A 14,828-nucleotide genomic window follows, 5' to 3' on the forward strand; every position below is an offset into this window, starting at 1 on the left:
TTCGCCTGTAGGAGAAATCTCAGTGTGTGGCCCGAATTTTACGCTTCCCGTTAATTTGCCGGGGCTGAGCGTGAAAGGGTTTGGCTGGAAGCGAGCTCTGCTGTAAGTGCAATGTGTGAGCAAATATTTGTTTGTAGGTTTTAGTTTGTCTGTACTAGTCTCGGCTCGTTTTGGATTTCAGATAGCACCCAATAATTATTACAACTTTGCAGTCAGAAAATTCGTGCACTGTTTTGCCGAAATCAGAGTATTGAAAAGGACAAATCTCGACATGAATTACCGTTGCGCCTATGGCGCGAGTTTATTGTCTTTGCTTGTTGTCGATGTTGCACAGGCCGGCGCCGGGCGTGACTGTCGGCACATCGTATCGAGCCTTGAACGCCTGGCCTGTTTTGATCAAGTAGCAGGTACGCGCGGCCGCATGGCGCCGCCGCAACGCGCGGTTGCCGAACTCCATGCGCCCAGCTATTCGCGTGTAATAGCCAACGAGGGCAGCAGAGGCGAGTACGACCTGACCTTCGTCAGCAATGCAGCAGAGCCAGGCGCTACCGATGGCTTGATGATCTCGGCGCCCGCCATTGCTTCGGCAGCGCCTCACACTTATCTCGCCATTAGCTGCGTGCAGAACATTTCGAGGCTGCAACTGATCAGCGGGCGGCCGGTTGATGCAAGGTGGGTCAGGGTGCAACTGCAAGGGGAGCGCAACGCCACGACCGCTACCGCTTGGCAGGTGATGGAGAACGGGCAGGTGCTTGATGCTGGGCGTGGGCTGCCGGCCATCGAGCAGATCAAGCAACTGATTGGCGCTCATCGTATTCGGGTGCACAGCGACAACCCACAAGTAGATGGCCTCACGTTCGATGCACAGGGGCTGGACCCCTTGATCAACCAGGCGCGCTCAGCATGTCGCTGGTAATGGCGGTGCCGTCATCGCCCGTCGACCGATTGCTGCTCCCAATCGATCCGCGCGCCCCGGCCGGGCTGTTCGATTCTGAGAATGAAACCTTTCAAGCCATTGATCAGGAGATGGTCAAGCTTGGAGGGTTGCAGACTGCCAGCATTGATTGGAGCTTCGTGGAAGAGGCGTCATGCCAATATCTGGAGCGCAGTTGCAAGCACTTCAGGATCGCAGCCCACCTGAGCGCCGCCTGGTTGCGCAACCCAGGCTGGGGGGAATGGGGCAATACCGCTCGGTTATTGGCGGGCATGGTGCAGGCTTACTGGGAGCCCGGCTACCCCAAACCAGGGCCGACCGGGTTCATTGGCAAGCGCAGGCTGGTAGAGCGGGTGGCCAACCGGCTGGCTGAAACACTGCCAAAACTTGAGCGCGGCAGCTACAGCCCAGCGGCTGCGCAACTGGCGCAAAATGCATTGGCCCAGTTGCAGCAGGGTCCGGCGCAATTGGCGGACGCGGGTCTTGGCGAGTTGCAGAGGTTGCTGGCGCTGTATCTGGAGTGCGCCAACGAACCTCAGCGGTGCGCAGCCCCCATGGCTGCTGTTGAGGTTGAGCCTGCGCCCGTACAGGCGGTTATTTCCGCCGTCAGGCCGAGCAGTGCCAGCGACAACCCACGCGAAACCCGGCGCGCCCTGTTGAGCATGGCAGACCTGGCAAATCAGCATGATCCCTATGACCCCGTGGGGTATCAGCTTCGTCGTTTTGCCATGTGGGCCCATATCGATGCCGCGCCAAACTGCCAGCCCAACAACCGTACACAGCTGCTGGCCATTCCCCCTGAGCTTTCCAGTGGCTATGTCAACGCCATGGCCGGGAAGGCCGTCGAGCTCGGCTTGCTCAAACGGATCGAAACCAGTGTTGCAGCTTCTCCCTATTGGTTTCGCGGCAGCTTCATGGCTGCCAGCGTCGCGTCGCGTCTGGCCATGGACGAAGTGGCTGAAGGTATTCGCAGTGCCACCGCTCGCTTTGCCCAACGGTTACCTGCCCTGCAGCAACTGTGCTTCAGCGACGGCTCGGTGTTCATGGATGAGCAGACCTTTGCCTGGCTCAAGAGTACGCCAGAAGCCGCTAACGCTGGCGGGTGCGCACAAGCGTTCGCCGAGTTGCGCAAACAACTGCTCAGCCAGCTCGAAGCCGGTGGCGTGGAGCCCGTGCTGTTTCACCTGCAGTCGTTGCAACGCGATCTGCGTACCCCGCGTGAGCGCTGCCACACAACGCTTATCGCAGCCGAGCTGCTGGCTGCGCGCGGCATGCCGTGGCTTGCCCAAGACTTGTACGCCGGTATTGCCCGGCTGATGCAGGAAACCACCGCAGATGCCTGGGAGCCCGATGTATTTCGGCTACTCCAGCAGCCCGCTGCGCGCCCGGCTCAGGCCGACCATGACAAGGGGCAAAAACCTTGATGAATCAACTATGGACCTTGTTTCTGCGCTGGGGCCTGCCGCTGGCAGGACGCGTTGCAACGCTGATGCCTGTGCTGCTCGCGGCCTGTGCCGTGCTTGTGCTGGTAGCCATCTGGTGGCTCGGGCCACACTGGACCTGGCGCGGCCAGCAACCGCTGGCTGCACCTTCCCATCGTGCGGTGCTGAGCCTTGCGTTGGTATTGCTGGTATTGGCAGCGTGGCTCGGCGCATTGCGTTCAGGCATGCGGCGGTTGCAGGCGCAACGTCGGCGCGAATCCGAGCTTGATGACGACCCATGCCTTGAGTTCGTCCATGCTCAGGAGCGGGCGCTCAACCGCAATCTAGACCACTACCTTGACAATGCCGGCGGCGGCCGTGCGTTGTATCGCTTGCCATGGTACCTGGTGCTGGGTGATGCGCAGGCTGGCAAAAGCAGCCTTGTTGACCGTTCGGAGCAGTGTTTTTCGCTGACCCGGATAGGCCAAGACCAGGCCCGGGTGCGCGGCGCGGTCGAGCAGGGCCACTGCCCAGGTTGGTGGGTGAGCAGTGATGCCGTCATCATTGATCCGCCAGGCGAGTTCATCAGCCAGGGCCCGTCGCTGCCCGCATTACCTGAAGGCACTCAGGCCAGGCTGTGGGAGCATCTGCTGGGTTGGCTTTTGCGCAAGCGCAGCCGTAGAGCGTTGAACGGGCTGTTGCTGGTCGTTGATCTGCCGGCCTTGTTGCACGCAGCGCCCGAGCAACGCCTGGAACTTACCCGTGTGTTGCGCACCCGCTTGCATGAAGTCAGCAGCCAGTTGGGTTCACGCTTGCCGCTGTACGTAGTGCTGAGCAAATTCGATTTGCTCGACGGCTTTGAGCAGCTCTACGGGAGCATGGCCGCCGCGCAGCGGCGTCAGTTGCTCGGATTCACGTTCACGCTCGACGCCGTCAGTGCCCCAGATGTGTGGCTGGACGAGCTTGACGCGGCCTATGACAACTTTCTTCACCACTTGCATGAGCAGGTTCTGGAGCAAATGCAGGCAATCGACAACGCGCCGGGGCGTGCGCGGCTGTTGTCGCTGCACGTGCAACTGGTGGGTTTGCGCCCGGTGCTGGCGAACTTTCTGCGCGAAACCCTGGCCAGCGACAGTTTCACCACGCCAGCGCTGGTGCGTGGCGTGTATTGGTCTTCCGTTACCCAGCAGGGCGATATGCTCAATGCCTTCGCTCGCGAGGCTGCGCAGCCCTACGGCACGTTGGCGCCACTTCGCGAAGGTAAGGCGCAGGGCAAGGCACTGGTCTACTTCATCCAGCAGGTGTTCGACCAGGTGATCTACAAGGAGGCGGGGCTTGCCGGGGACAACGTACAGGTCGCGCGGGCCAAGCGGCGCCTGCTGTGGGCGAGTTGTGCGGTGGGCCTGCTGGCCTGCGCTGTCGCAGTGGCCAGCTGGCATCGCTATTTCGCCATCAACCAAGGCAAGGCCATCGGGGTATTGGCCAGAAGCCAGGAGTACAGCCGTCACCAGGTTGATCAGCGCCTGGACCCGACCGGGCGCAACCTGCTGGAACCGCTGGATCAGATCCGCGCAGCGGTGAGCGTGTTCGGCGACTACCGCGCAGCCTGGCCGTTGGTGGCTGACGTGGGCTTGTACCAAGGCCGGGTCATAGGGCCGCGGGTCGATGAGGCCTATCTGAATTTGCTGTCGCGCCGCTTTCTGCCTGCCCTGGCCAGTGGCGTCGTCGAACAGATGATGGCCGCAGCGCCCGGCAGTGAACAGCAGTTGGCAGCGCTTCGGGTCTATCGAATGATCGAAGACCGACGCAATCGACGAGCGCAGTGGGTGGAGGAATGGATGGCTACGCAATGGCAGGCCGCGTTTCCAGGCCAAGGGGCTTTGCAGCGTGATCTGATGCGCCATCTGAAATACGCCCTGGCTTATGCAGATGCCGACCTTGCGCAGTACCGCCAGCGGGTCGCGCAGGTGCAGCAGGTCCTGCGCCAGGTGCCGCTGCCTCAGCGTGTGTATGCCGGGCTCAAGCAGCAGGCTAGCGAGAAGCTGTACGGGGCGCTGAGCGTGCGCCAGCAGGTCGGCCCGGCGTTTGACGTGGTCTACCAGCCAGCCTCAGACATGGATCACATGGAAGGGGCTGTACTGCTGGCGCCCCTGCTGACGGGCAAGGGCTTGGCCAGTTATTTTGAATCGCGCAGCCAGCAATTTGCCGAGATGGCCATGCTCGACCAGTGGGTGCTGGGCGAGCGCGATGACCTGGATTATTCCGACGCCGATCGCGATGCTTTGGCCGAGCGGGTGCGCAGTATTTACAGCACCGATTATGTCGACAGCTGGCGGCGAGCCCTGAATGCGTTCGAGGTGGTGGATTTCCACGGGCTGGACCATGCCGTGGCGGTGCTGCAGCAGGTCACAGGGCCCGCGGCGCCGCTGCTGCGGTTGTTGGAGACGGTCAGGGACAACACGTCGCTACCGCGCCCCGCGTTGGCTGAAGCTGCGCCTAGCAGCAATGGCGTCAAGGCGACTGGCGCGCCAGAGGATGTGCATGCGATGAGCATTCGCCGCGCGTTCTCGGCGTTGAATGGCATGCTGCAGGCCAATGCCGAGCGCCCCAGTTACTACGATGAAACCCTGCAGGCAATCACTGCCGTGCACGACTACGTCAAAGCCGTGCAGGACAGCCCCGACCGGGGCAAAGCTGCGTTGCATCTGGTCCTGCAGCGCTTTTCCATGACCGCCCACGACCCTATCGGCAACTTGCAGCGGGTGGCCAGCGGGCTGCCTGACCCGGTCAACCGGCAGGTGCGCAAAATGGCCGACCAGACCGCCCAAATGCTCAATATCGAAGCGCTGCGTGAGTTGGAGCGGCGTTGGGACGTCGAGGTTTACAGCTTCTTCCAGCAGCGCCTGGCGGGCCGCTATCCCTTTGTGGTGCGGGCGCCGGATGCCTCGCTGGATGATTTCGAGGCGTTCTTCGGCCCGAAAGGGCGGTTGCAGCAGTTTCATGACAGCTACCTCAAGGTGTTCCTCAAGGACAACCTGGAGGCGCTGCAGGCCAGTCAGCAGGGGACTTCGTTAATCCGCAGTGATGTCATCGAGCAATTGGAACTTGCCGAGCAGATCCGCGAAACCTTCTTCGATCAGCGGGGCAACCTCAGCGTGCAGTTCAGCATCGAGCCGTTGGGCCTGAGCACCAATCAGCGCACCAGCCTTCTCGACCTGGACGGCCAACTGATCTCTTATACCCATGGCACTGGCCAGATTACCGGAGTGGTCTGGCCAAACACGCAGGGACAGCAAGTGCGTAGCAGCCTGACCCTGCTGCGGCTCAACGGTACCAGCAGCAACCTTGAATACCGTGGCCCCTGGTCGTTGTTTCGGCTGCTCAGCAGAGGCTCGTTGAATGGCCGCACGGCCAGCAGCGTCGATTTGAGCTTCCATACCGCAGATGGCGCGATGCGCTATCGATTGAGTTCGGAAAAGGCGTTCAACCCCATCACCCAGCAGCCCTTCAAGGGGTTCCGCCTGCCACGCGGGCTATTGCAGCAGCCGCCGGCATTGGCTGAGGCAGGCCAGCTGGACTTGTAAGCCACGCCCAGGGACGCCAACCGACCTCGGCGCCCCGCAATCCTTTGCTCAGCCCATTCGCTTCTATTAATAAACCCGCCTTATAGCCAAAACCAATCAGCAGCATCAGCTTTGCCAATGAGCCTTCAGCCGCCGCTGTCGGTAGGATTCACTCCATCAACTGATTCCAACCCCATGAAGGAGCGTCTCGCATGCCAATCATCAACAGCCAAGTCAAACCGTTCAACGCCACTGCCTACCACAAAGGCGAGTTCGTTCAGGTCAGCGACGCCGATCTGAAAGGCAAATGGTCGGTCGTGTTCTTCTACCCGGCAGACTTCACCTTCGTCTGCCCGACCGAACTGGGCGACCTGGCCGACAACTACGCCGAATTCCAGAAACTGGGCGTGGAAATCTACGGTGTGTCCACTGACACCCACTTCACCCACAAAGCCTGGCACGACACCTCGGACACCATCGGCAAGATCCAGTACCCACTGATCGGTGACCCGACCCACGTCATTTCGCGCAACTTCGACGTGCTGATCGAAGAAGCAGGCCTGGCTGACCGCGGTACCTTCGTGATCAACCCAGAAGGCCAGATCAAGATCGTCGAACTGAACGACGGTGGTGTAGGCCGCGATGCTGCCGAACTGCTGCGCAAGGTCAAGGCTGCCCAGTACGTCGCCGCTCACCCAGGCGAAGTATGCCCAGCCAAGTGGAAAGAAGGCGAAGCCACCCTGGCCCCGTCCCTGGACTTGGTCGGCAAGATCTAAGTGTCCAGCACCTTGTGGGCGGTAGACAGCCGCCAAAGCTGAAGTAGTTACCGCCCCGTAAAAGCGCCCGGGCGACCTCGCCTGGGCGTTTTTGTATCCGAGTTTTGAAAAAAGGAATCGCCCGTATGTTGGACGCCACGCTTAAATCGCAACTGAAAACCTACCTGGAGCGGGTCACCCAGCCGATCGAGATCGTTGCCTCCCTCGACGACGGCGCGAAGTCCCGCGAATTGCACGACTTGCTGGTGGAAATCGCCGGCCTGTCCAACCTCATTACCTTCAGCGCAGACGGCAACGATGCACGTCGCCCTTCGTTCTCGCTGAACCGCCCGGGGGCTGACATCAGCCTGCGCTTTGCCGGCATCCCCATGGGCCACGAATTCACCTCCCTGGTGCTGGCGCTGCTGCAAGTCGGCGGCCACCCCTCCAAGGCCAGCGCCGAAGTGATCGAGCAGATCCAGGGCCTGAAGGGCGAATTCACCTTCGAAACCTATTTCTCGCTGTCGTGCCAGAACTGCCCGGATGTGGTCCAGGCGCTGAACCTGATGGCGGTGCTCAACCCTAACGTGCGCCATGTGGCGATTGATGGCGCGCTGTTCCAGGACGAGGTCGAGCGGCGCAAGGTCATGGCGGTGCCGAGCATCTACCTCAACGGTGAAGTCTTCGGCCAGGGGCGCATGGGCCTTGAAGAGATTCTGGGCAAGATCGACACCGGCGCAGCCGACCGTCAGGCCGAGAAAATCAATGCCAAGGATGCCTTCGATGTGCTGGTAGTCGGCGGTGGCCCGGCCGGTGCTTCGGCGGCCATCTATGCGGCGCGTAAAGGTATCCGCACCGGTGTGGCTGCCGAGCGTTTCGGCGGCCAGGTGCTCGACACGCTGGCTATCGAGAACTTTGTCTCGGTGCAGGAAACCGAAGGGCCGAAGCTGGCCACGGCGCTTGAAGAGCACGTCAAGCAGTACGACGTCGACATCATGAACCTGCAGCGCGGCGAAGCGCTGATCCCGGCAGCCGACGGCGGCCTGCACGAAGTGCGCCTGGCCGGTGGTGCTGCGCTCAAGGCCAAGACCGTGATCCTGGCCACCGGTGCCCGCTGGCGCGAAATGAACGTGCCCGGTGAGCAGCAATACCGTGGCCGTGGCGTCGCCTACTGCCCGCACTGCGATGGCCCGTTGTTCAAGGGCAAGCGCGTGGCGGTGATTGGTGGCGGTAACTCGGGTGTGGAAGCGGCCATCGACCTTGCGGGTATCGTCGCCGAAGTGACGCTGATCGAGTTCGACAGCCAACTGCGCGCCGACGCCGTGTTGCAGCGCAAGCTGCTGAGCCTTGCCAACGTCAACGTGATCAAGAGCGCGTTGACCACCGAGGTGATCGGCAATGGCGAGAAGGTGTCTGGGCTGCGTTACAAGGACCGCACCACGGATAGCGAACATGAGATCGAGCTTGAAGGCATCTTCGTGCAGATCGGCCTGTTGCCGAACACCGATTGGCTCAAGGGCACTGTCGAGCTGTCGCCACGCGGCGAGATCATTGTCGATGCCAAGGGCCAGACCAGCATCCCGGGCGTGTTTGCCGCAGGTGACGTGACCACTGTGCCGTACAAGCAGATCGTTATCGCTGTGGGCGAGGGCGCCAAGGCTTCGCTGGCTGCATTCGACCACCTGATCCGTACCTCTGCGCCGGCCTGAGGCCTGGGGGGATGGTGGGGCGAGTGGGCAAGCCTGCTCGCCACGGGCCTGAGGGTGTCTACTATTACTGCTGACATCCTCGGGAACCACGCCAATGACCTTGATCAGCCGCGAACCTTGGTGGCTAGTGCCACCCCAGCCCGGCCAGCAAGAGCAAGACTTGCACTGGGGCTACCTGGAAATCTATGCCGACGGCCGTACCCTGTTCGTCGACCAGCGCCCCAGCGACCGGGAACTGGCTGAGCGCAAAAGCTGCCGCAACTTCCCCGAACCTGAACAACCCTGATATCGCCGGGGCCGCTTTGCGGCCCATCGCGGCGCAAGGCCGCTCCTACACAGGCCACACATATCCTGTAGGGGCGGCCTTGTGCCGCGATGGGCTGCAAAGCAGCCCTGGCTCTCAGCCAACCAGCTCGTCCAGGCGTGCCTCAAGCGCAGCAATGCGTGCTTCCAGCGCTTCGATACGTTCCTCCGACACGGCATTGCCTGCGCTGCGTGAACCCCCTTCATGCTGGCGCGCAGCAAGAATCGCCTCGATTTCTGCAGGGTCGCCCAGCGCATGGGTGTAGCGGTCTTCACGCTGGCCTGGCTGGCGCGGCAGGTGCAGGGCCAACCCTCGCGAAATCAAACGCTCCAGCTGGTGCTGCACCTGGTCGACATCTTCGAACTCGTGCAGGCGGTTGCTGCGGGTCAGCAGCTCATTGAGCGTCTGCGGGCCGCGCAGGAACATCAGGCCCATTAGCACCAGCTGCGCGGGCACCAGCTCCAGGGCCTTGCCTACCCGGTGCTCCCAGCGGTCAGCGCGGCTGCCCATTTGCAGGCGGGTCATGTCCTGGCCTTCGAGGCTGCGCAGGGCCTGGCCAACCTGGCCGGGGGAGAGATTCATCACTGGCTCACGGCTGGTTTTCTGGTTGCACGCCAGCACCAGGGCATTGAGGGTCAGGGGGTAGCTTTCAGGGCTGGTTGCCTGCTTCTCGATCAATGAACCGAGCACGCGGATTTCGATGCTGGTGAAACGGCCTTCGCCGGTGGTTTCTTGGTCTGACATGGCCCAGTCTCATTGCGAGGAAAAGGCCACTAGCCTAGGTAAAGCCTGATCGCGGGGCAAGCCTGCCCCGCAATCATTGCTTCAGGCGCTGCGCTGCTTCATGCCGCCGCAGGCCGCTGCGGTGAACAGTACGTCGGTCGAGGAGTTCAGTGCCGTCTCTGCCGAGTCTTGCAGTACGCCAATGATGAAGCCCACCGCAACCACCTGCATGGCCACTTCGCTGGGGATGCCGAACAGGCTGCAGGCCAACGGAATCAGCAGCAGCGAGCCGCCGGCCACGCCGGAAGCGCCACACGCGCAGATCGACGCCAACACGCTCAGTAGCACGGCAGTTGGCAGGTCCACCGGGATGCCCAGGGTGTGTACCGCGGCGAGGGTCAGCACGGTGATGGTGATCGATGCACCGGCCATGTTGATGGTCGCGCCCAGCGGGATCGAGACCGAATAGGTGTCTTCATGCAGGCCGAGTTTTTCGGCCAGCGCCAGGTTGACCGGGATATTGGCCGCCGAGCTGCGGGTGAAAAACGCCGTGATGCCGCTTTCGCGCAGGCACAACAGGGTCAGCGGGTACGGGTTGCTGCCGGTTTTGCAAAACACGATCAGCGGGTTCACCACCAGTGCGACGAACAGCATGCAACCAATCAGCACGCCCAGCAGGTGCAGGTAGCCAAGCAGCGCGTCGAGGCCGGACTGGGCGAGGGTCGAGGTGACCAGGCCGAAGATGCCCAGCGGCGCGAAGCGGATCACCAGGCGCACGATGCGGGTTACCGCATGGGACAGGTCATCGACCATGCCGCGGGTACTGTCGCTGGCGTGGCGCAGGGCGATGCCGAGGCCGATGGACCAACTGAGCACGCCAATGAAGTTGGCATTCACCAGGGCACTGACCGGGTTATCGACGGCGCTGAGCAGCAGGTTCTGCATCACTTCGGTGATGCCGCCGGGTGCGCTCAGCGAGGCCTGGCTGGCATTGAGCACCAGTTCCGAGGGGAACAGCATGCTTGCCCCGACCGCAACCACGGCTGCGGCGAAGGTGCTCAGCAGATACAGGGCGAGGATCGGGCGAATGTGGGTTTGCTGGCCATGGCGGTGGTTAGCGATCGACGCCATGACCAGCACGAACACCAGGATCGGCGCCACAGCCTTGAGCGCGCTGACGAACACTTTGCCGATAAAGGCCAGGTCCAGGGCGATTGCCGGGGCGAGCAGGGCGAGGGCGATGCCGGCCACCAGGCCGATGCAGATCTGCGTCACCAGGCCCGTACGGCCAATGAAGCGGAGGATGGAGGACATGTGCAACACGGTCTCTGATTCGTCGAAGGGCGCGACTTTAGCACATCCCGGCCGGGGCCTCGCGCAGCGGCGGGCTTGGCCTCAACCAGGGAACAGCGCCCGCCGCGCGCTTTCGGTAATGGCCACGATGCCGGGGTGGCTGACCTTGCGCTCTACCGAAATGGCATAGAACGATTCGCTGACCGCTTCGGTCTGCCCGATCAGTTGCACCGCATACTGGCGGCACACCTCTTCGGCGATCACGCTGGGTGCCACGAAGATACCGCTGCCCGATTGGCCGAAAGCCTGCATCAGGGCGCTGTCGTCGAACTCGCCGATGATGCGTGGGTGTACGTTCTGTTCGGCCAGCCAGCGCAGCAGGCGGCTGCGCAGGACGGTTTCGTGGCCGGGGATCAGCAGTGGGGCGTTGTCCAGGCAGGCGGGGAAGGGCGCGGACAGGCGCTCTGCAAGCGCACTGGCGGCAAAAAAACTCACCCCGCACTCACCGAGTTTCTGGCTGTAGCCCTTGATGTCCAGGTGGCTGGGCATGGGGCTGTCGGAAATCACCAGGTCCAGGCGCTGGATCGCCAGGTCTGCCAGCAGGCGCTCGAGCTTGTCTTCGCGGCAGTTGATACGCAGCGCGGCTTCCAGCTCCAGGGTTGGCGCCAGCAGGCTGTACACGATCGACTTGGGCACCACATCGGCCACGCCTACGCGGAACAGAATCTGCTCTTTGGGCCCGGCACGCAGCATGGCTTCCAGTTCGCCGCCGATCTGAAACATCTGCTCGGCATAAATCAGGGTCTGGCGGCCGGTTTCGGTCAGTTCCAGCTGGCGGCCCACCCGTTGGAACAGTTGGATGTTCCAGGTTTGCTCGAACAGGCTGATCTGCCCGCTGATGGTCTGCGGCGTGAGGTTGAGCTGTTCGCTTGCGCGCACGATGCTGCCGGTCTTGGCCACGGCCCAGAAATAGTGGAGCTGGCGATAATTGAGCATGTGCGTCTACCGATTCGTTAAAACCGAAGTATAACCACTGAAAATACGAATTTTCTGGATGTTTCAGCCTCACTAGAATGCCTCCCCATCAGGCGCACGACGCGCTGCCGCAATCGACAAGCGAGGCTCCCATGCTACAACTCAAATCCATTGGTACACCGTTGGTGCTGGTTTTCGCGCTGTTGGCCATGAGTGGTTGCGACCAGGCCGAGAAGTCTGCCCAGCAGGTGCTCGACCAGGCGGCCCAGTCGGCCAAGCAGGCCATCGACAAGACCAACGAAGCTGCCCAGCAGGCGCTGAGCGATGCGGTCGGTAGCGACGGCAAGGCCAAGGCCGAAGACGACAAGAAAGACACCCAGGACATCTGACCGGAGCACGACTGAACCATGGAATACTTACTGGAACTTGCCGCGAGCCCGACCGCCTGGGTCGCACTGGCCACCTTGGTGGCCATGGAAGTGGTGCTGGGCATCGACAACCTGATCTTTATTTCCATCCTCACCAACAAGCTGCCTGAAGCGTACCGCTCCAAGGCGCGGCGCATTGGTATCAGCATGGCGTTGATCATGCGCCTGGCCTTGCTCAGCACCGTAGCCTGGATCGTTCAGCTTACGGAGCCGGTGGTCGAGGTGTTCGGGCATGCGTTCTCGTGGAAGGACATGATCCTGATCGCCGGTGGCCTGTTCCTGCTGTGGAAGGCAACCAAGGAAATCCACGAAAGCGTCGACCCGCATGGTGCCAAGGAAGAGTCCAAGGTTGGCCGTACCGTGACCATTGGCTTTGGTGCGGCGATCTTCCAGATTCTGCTGCTGGACATTGTCTTCTCGATCGACAGCATCATTACCGCCGTGGGCATGACCGAGCACTTGCCGATCATGGTCATTGCCGTGATCACTGCTGTGATCGTGATGCTGGTGGCTGCCGACCCGCTGGCCAAGTTCATCAATGACAACCCGACCGTCGTGATGCTGGCCCTGGGCTTCCTGATCATGATCGGCATGACCCTGATCGCCGAAGGCTTCGGCGCCCATGTGCCGAAGGGTTATGTGTATGCCGCCATGGCGTTCTCGACGGCCATCGAGATGCTCAACATCATGGCCCGCCGGGCGCGGTTGAAGCGCGAAGCGGCAGAGGGGTAGTAGGGCTATCGGGCCAGGCAAGCCTGCGAGGCCCTCATCGCAGGCTAACGCCAGCTCTCATAGAACAAACGCTAACTAACTGATTTACATCGAAACGTGGGAGCGGGCTTGCCCCGCGATGGATGGCACCGGCGAGGCCGGTATCGCGGGGCAAGCCCGCTCCCACGTTGCCCAGTTCTCTGCGCGGCAGCGCAGCCCGGAAGGGCTGGGTAATCTCCCACAGGAATCTCGGCCAGACCTCAATATCGTGTCTGAGCACGTTCTCTGTGGGAGATTCTATGAAAGCGTACGGGCAAACCGTGTTGCACGACTAAGCCGGACGCCAACGATGCGGCAGCAGCTGCGCAATCTCCCTGGCCCGTTGCGTCGGCAGGCGCCTCAGCACATCTTTGAGATAGGCATACGGGTCATGCCCGTGGTTGCTCGGTGGTTTTCTGCGTGTGCAGGCGTATCCATTTATGCACGAGGTTGATATTGAGGCTGTAGCCCAAGGCGATGTTGGCGATGGAGGCGCCGGGCTCGGAGCACTCTTGATGACCTGGGCTTTGAAGGATTTGCTGTAGGTACGAGACTACCGCCGCCCCCTTCTCAGCCTTCACATAAACCCCATGAAGGCTAGCCCTACCGCGCAAACGGATTACGCAGTCGTACCCAAACCACCGCTGGCAGCGCCATCAACAGCCACTTGAAGTACTGGTTCACCGCCAGTTGCTCGCACACCACGCCGATGATGGTGCACAGCACAACCACCGCCAGAAACTCGATCATTTTGTGCATGCACAGCCTTCCATCATTGCCACTGAAGAGGGCGCGCACTTTATCACCTGATCGGCCCAGGCGGCCCTGGACCAACAGTTTGTTGCAACTTTCAGGCTATCCTTGCTCCATGACCACCCAGCCAGCCCAACGCCACCCATGCCCGCCGGGCGCCTGCGATTGCGGGCGCGAGCAGCTGCTCGAAAGCCCGGAGCAGTTGCAACGCATCCTGCTGCTGACCCGTGAGGAAGAAAAAAAGCTCATCGCCCGCCTGGAAAACCTCAAGGACTTCGACGACCTGCAGCATCTGCAGCAGCGCATGTACCAGAACCTCGGCCTGCGGGTGCACATCGCCCCAGGCTTCAACGAGGTACGCACCATGCGCGGCATCGTCATCGAGCTTGAGGCGCTACCGGGGTTGTGCCGCAAGACCCGGCAGTCGATCCCGGCTGCGATTCGCCGCGGGCTGGAACGCAACCCGCAGGTGGCGTTTAGCTTGCTGGATGCCCACGACTTGTTGGGCGGTGGCTAACGCATCGCGGCAAGCTTTATTCCAAACCCCACCAGGCAGGCCCCCGCCAGCCGCTCAAGCACGTTGCTGACCTTGGGGCTTGCACGCATGCGCTCGGCCAGGTGGTGCGTCAGCAGCACCGCCACCAGCCCATACAGGAACGTCACCGTAGCCACTGTCACCGCCATGAACGCAAAGGTGACCATGCCCTGATGCTTCACCGGGTCGATGAACAGCGGAAAGAACGCCATGTAGAACATGATCGCCTTGGGGTTGAGCAGGGTGATCATCATGGTCTGGCGCAGGTACCGGCCATTGTTCATGCCGCCTTCACGGGGCGCTGCGCCTGGTTTGCTCAGCACCATGCGCAGGCCCAGCCAGGCCAGGTACCCAGCCCCCGCCCACTGCACCACGTGAAACGCCGCAGGGTAGGCGGCCAGCAGCGCAGCAACCCCTGCCACGGCTAGCCACATCAATACCTGGTCGCCCAGGATCACCCCGCAGGTCGCAGCCAGCCCGCCCTTGATGCCGCCTTTGCCAGTGGCGGTAATCAGGGCGAAATTGCCCGGCCCCGGGATTGCCAGCAGCACGATAAAGGCAATCACGAAAGCGCCGTAGTCGGTCACGCCGAGCATGGGGGGTCTCCTGGTACGAGTTGGCGGGGAACGTTTGGTATATGCCATTATTCGCCGCACATGCAAATCCGCAGGTCACAAGGAGGTGA

14 protein-coding genes and 1 pseudogene are annotated in these 14,828 nt (G+C 61.8%); 9 read left to right on the forward strand and 6 right to left on the reverse strand.

Annotated elements, in window-relative coordinates; all coding sequences use genetic code 11:
• Positions 1 to 115 precede the first annotated feature (115 nt).
• The 6 genes from vasI (at position 116) to HU719_RS21310 (ending at position 8,668) form a co-directional block, all read left to right on the forward strand.
• Positions 116 to 916, forward strand: a complete 801-nt coding sequence (vasI, locus tag HU719_RS21285; protein WP_367616522.1) for a type VI secretion system-associated protein VasI — start codon at positions 116 to 118, stop codon at positions 914 to 916.
• Entirely contained in the window at positions 904 to 2,358 is a 1,455-nt protein-coding gene (gene tssA / locus HU719_RS21290; protein ID WP_186534480.1) for a type VI secretion system protein TssA, read from the forward strand. Before vasI ends, tssA begins: the two co-directional genes overlap by 13 nt.
• Positions 2,358 to 5,939, forward strand: coding sequence for a type VI secretion system membrane subunit TssM (gene tssM / locus HU719_RS21295; RefSeq protein ID WP_186534481.1), 3,582 nt, complete (start codon positions 2,358 to 2,360; stop codon positions 5,937 to 5,939). The genes tssA and tssM overlap by 1 nt, the downstream gene beginning before the upstream one ends.
• Positions 5,940 to 6,130: 191 nt before the next feature.
• Positions 6,131 to 6,694 carry an alkyl hydroperoxide reductase subunit C gene (gene ahpC, locus HU719_RS21300; protein ID WP_186516654.1) on the forward strand — a complete coding sequence of 188 codons (564 nt, stop codon included), beginning with the start codon at positions 6,131 to 6,133 and terminating at the stop codon, positions 6,692 to 6,694.
• A 125-nt stretch (positions 6,695 to 6,819) separates the two neighbouring features.
• A complete protein-coding gene (gene ahpF / locus HU719_RS21305; RefSeq protein ID WP_186534482.1) occupies positions 6,820 to 8,382 on the forward strand; it encodes an alkyl hydroperoxide reductase subunit F in 1,563 nt (520 codons plus the stop codon).
• Between the two features lie 94 nt (positions 8,383 to 8,476).
• Positions 8,477 to 8,668, forward strand: coding sequence for a hypothetical protein (locus HU719_RS21310; protein WP_186534483.1), 192 nt, complete (start codon positions 8,477 to 8,479; stop codon positions 8,666 to 8,668).
• A 114-nt stretch (positions 8,669 to 8,782) separates the two neighbouring features.
• Here the strand turns inward: HU719_RS21310 and HU719_RS21315 are convergent, their stop codons facing one another.
• The 3 genes from HU719_RS21315 to nhaR all read right to left on the reverse strand — a co-directional run bounded on the left by HU719_RS21315 (position 8,783) and on the right by nhaR (position 11,698).
• Complete coding sequence (locus tag HU719_RS21315; RefSeq protein WP_186534484.1) at positions 8,783 to 9,430, reverse strand: YceH family protein; 648 nt, start codon at positions 9,428 to 9,430, stop codon at positions 8,783 to 8,785.
• Positions 9,431 to 9,511: 81 nt separating this feature from the next.
• Positions 9,512 to 10,723 carry a serine/threonine transporter SstT gene (gene sstT, locus HU719_RS21320; protein WP_186534485.1) on the reverse strand — a complete coding sequence of 404 codons (1,212 nt, stop codon included), beginning with the start codon at positions 10,721 to 10,723 and terminating at the stop codon, positions 9,512 to 9,514.
• A gap of 81 nt (positions 10,724 to 10,804) precedes the next feature.
• Positions 10,805 to 11,698 (reverse strand): transcriptional activator NhaR, encoded by an 894-nt coding sequence (gene nhaR, locus HU719_RS21325; protein ID WP_186534486.1) that lies wholly within the window; start codon positions 11,696 to 11,698, stop codon positions 10,805 to 10,807.
• A gap of 131 nt (positions 11,699 to 11,829) precedes the next feature.
• Here nhaR and HU719_RS21330 point away from each other — a divergent pair, with 131 nt between their 5' ends.
• Entirely contained in the window at positions 11,830 to 12,066 is a 237-nt protein-coding gene (locus HU719_RS21330) for a hypothetical protein (RefSeq protein ID WP_186534487.1), read from the forward strand.
• A gap of 18 nt (positions 12,067 to 12,084) precedes the next feature.
• Positions 12,085 to 12,837, forward strand: coding sequence for a TerC family protein (locus HU719_RS21335; RefSeq protein WP_186516640.1), 753 nt, complete (start codon positions 12,085 to 12,087; stop codon positions 12,835 to 12,837).
• A gap of 310 nt (positions 12,838 to 13,147) precedes the next feature.
• Here HU719_RS21335 and HU719_RS21340 read toward each other — a convergent pair.
• Together HU719_RS21340 and HU719_RS21345 are read right to left on the reverse strand one after the other, a co-directional pair.
• Positions 13,148 to 13,255, reverse strand: a pseudogene (locus HU719_RS21340) (transposase domain-containing protein); the annotation flags it as partial.
• Between the two features lie 203 nt (positions 13,256 to 13,458).
• Positions 13,459 to 13,614: a hypothetical protein gene (locus HU719_RS21345; RefSeq protein WP_186516639.1), complete on the reverse strand. Its 156-nt coding sequence runs from the start codon at positions 13,612 to 13,614 to the stop codon at positions 13,459 to 13,461.
• Positions 13,615 to 13,723: 109 nt separating this feature from the next.
• Here HU719_RS21345 and HU719_RS21350 point away from each other — a divergent pair, with 109 nt between their 5' ends.
• Entirely contained in the window at positions 13,724 to 14,125 is a 402-nt protein-coding gene (locus HU719_RS21350; protein ID WP_186534488.1) for a hypothetical protein, read from the forward strand.
• Here HU719_RS21350 and HU719_RS21355 read toward each other — a convergent pair.
• Positions 14,122 to 14,739, reverse strand: coding sequence for a LysE family transporter (locus tag HU719_RS21355; protein WP_186534489.1), 618 nt, complete (start codon positions 14,737 to 14,739; stop codon positions 14,122 to 14,124). The genes HU719_RS21350 and HU719_RS21355 overlap by 4 nt on opposite strands.
• Positions 14,740 to 14,828: the final 89 nt, after the last annotated feature.

The organism is Pseudomonas farsensis (genome assembly GCF_014268805.2).
Classification (GTDB): Bacteria; Pseudomonadota; Gammaproteobacteria; order Pseudomonadales; family Pseudomonadaceae; genus Aquipseudomonas; species Aquipseudomonas farsensis.

Excerpts from the sequence above, each read along its gene's own strand:
- tssA (WP_186534480.1), top strand. The coding sequence starts at position 904 with ATGTCGCTGGTAATGGCGGTGCCGTCATCGCCCGTCGACCGATTGCTG.
- tssM (WP_186534481.1), top strand. The coding sequence starts at position 2,358 with ATGAATCAACTATGGACCTTGTTTCTGCGCTGGGGCCTGCCGCTGGCA.
- ahpC (WP_186516654.1), top strand. The coding sequence starts at position 6,131 with ATGCCAATCATCAACAGCCAAGTCAAACCGTTCAACGCCACTGCCTAC.
- ahpF (WP_186534482.1), top strand. The coding sequence starts at position 6,820 with ATGTTGGACGCCACGCTTAAATCGCAACTGAAAACCTACCTGGAGCGG.
- HU719_RS21310 (WP_186534483.1), top strand. The coding sequence starts at position 8,477 with ATGACCTTGATCAGCCGCGAACCTTGGTGGCTAGTGCCACCCCAGCCC.
- HU719_RS21315 (WP_186534484.1), bottom strand. The coding sequence starts at position 9,430 with ATGTCAGACCAAGAAACCACCGGCGAAGGCCGTTTCACCAGCATCGAA.
- sstT (WP_186534485.1), bottom strand. The coding sequence starts at position 10,723 with ATGTCCTCCATCCTCCGCTTCATTGGCCGTACGGGCCTGGTGACGCAG.
- nhaR (WP_186534486.1), bottom strand. The coding sequence starts at position 11,698 with ATGCTCAATTATCGCCAGCTCCACTATTTCTGGGCCGTGGCCAAGACC.
- HU719_RS21330 (WP_186534487.1), top strand. The coding sequence starts at position 11,830 with ATGCTACAACTCAAATCCATTGGTACACCGTTGGTGCTGGTTTTCGCG.
- HU719_RS21335 (WP_186516640.1), top strand. The coding sequence starts at position 12,085 with ATGGAATACTTACTGGAACTTGCCGCGAGCCCGACCGCCTGGGTCGCA.
- HU719_RS21345 (WP_186516639.1), bottom strand. The coding sequence starts at position 13,614 with ATGCACAAAATGATCGAGTTTCTGGCGGTGGTTGTGCTGTGCACCATC.
- HU719_RS21350 (WP_186534488.1), top strand. The coding sequence starts at position 13,724 with ATGACCACCCAGCCAGCCCAACGCCACCCATGCCCGCCGGGCGCCTGC.
- HU719_RS21355 (WP_186534489.1), bottom strand. The coding sequence starts at position 14,739 with ATGCTCGGCGTGACCGACTACGGCGCTTTCGTGATTGCCTTTATCGTG.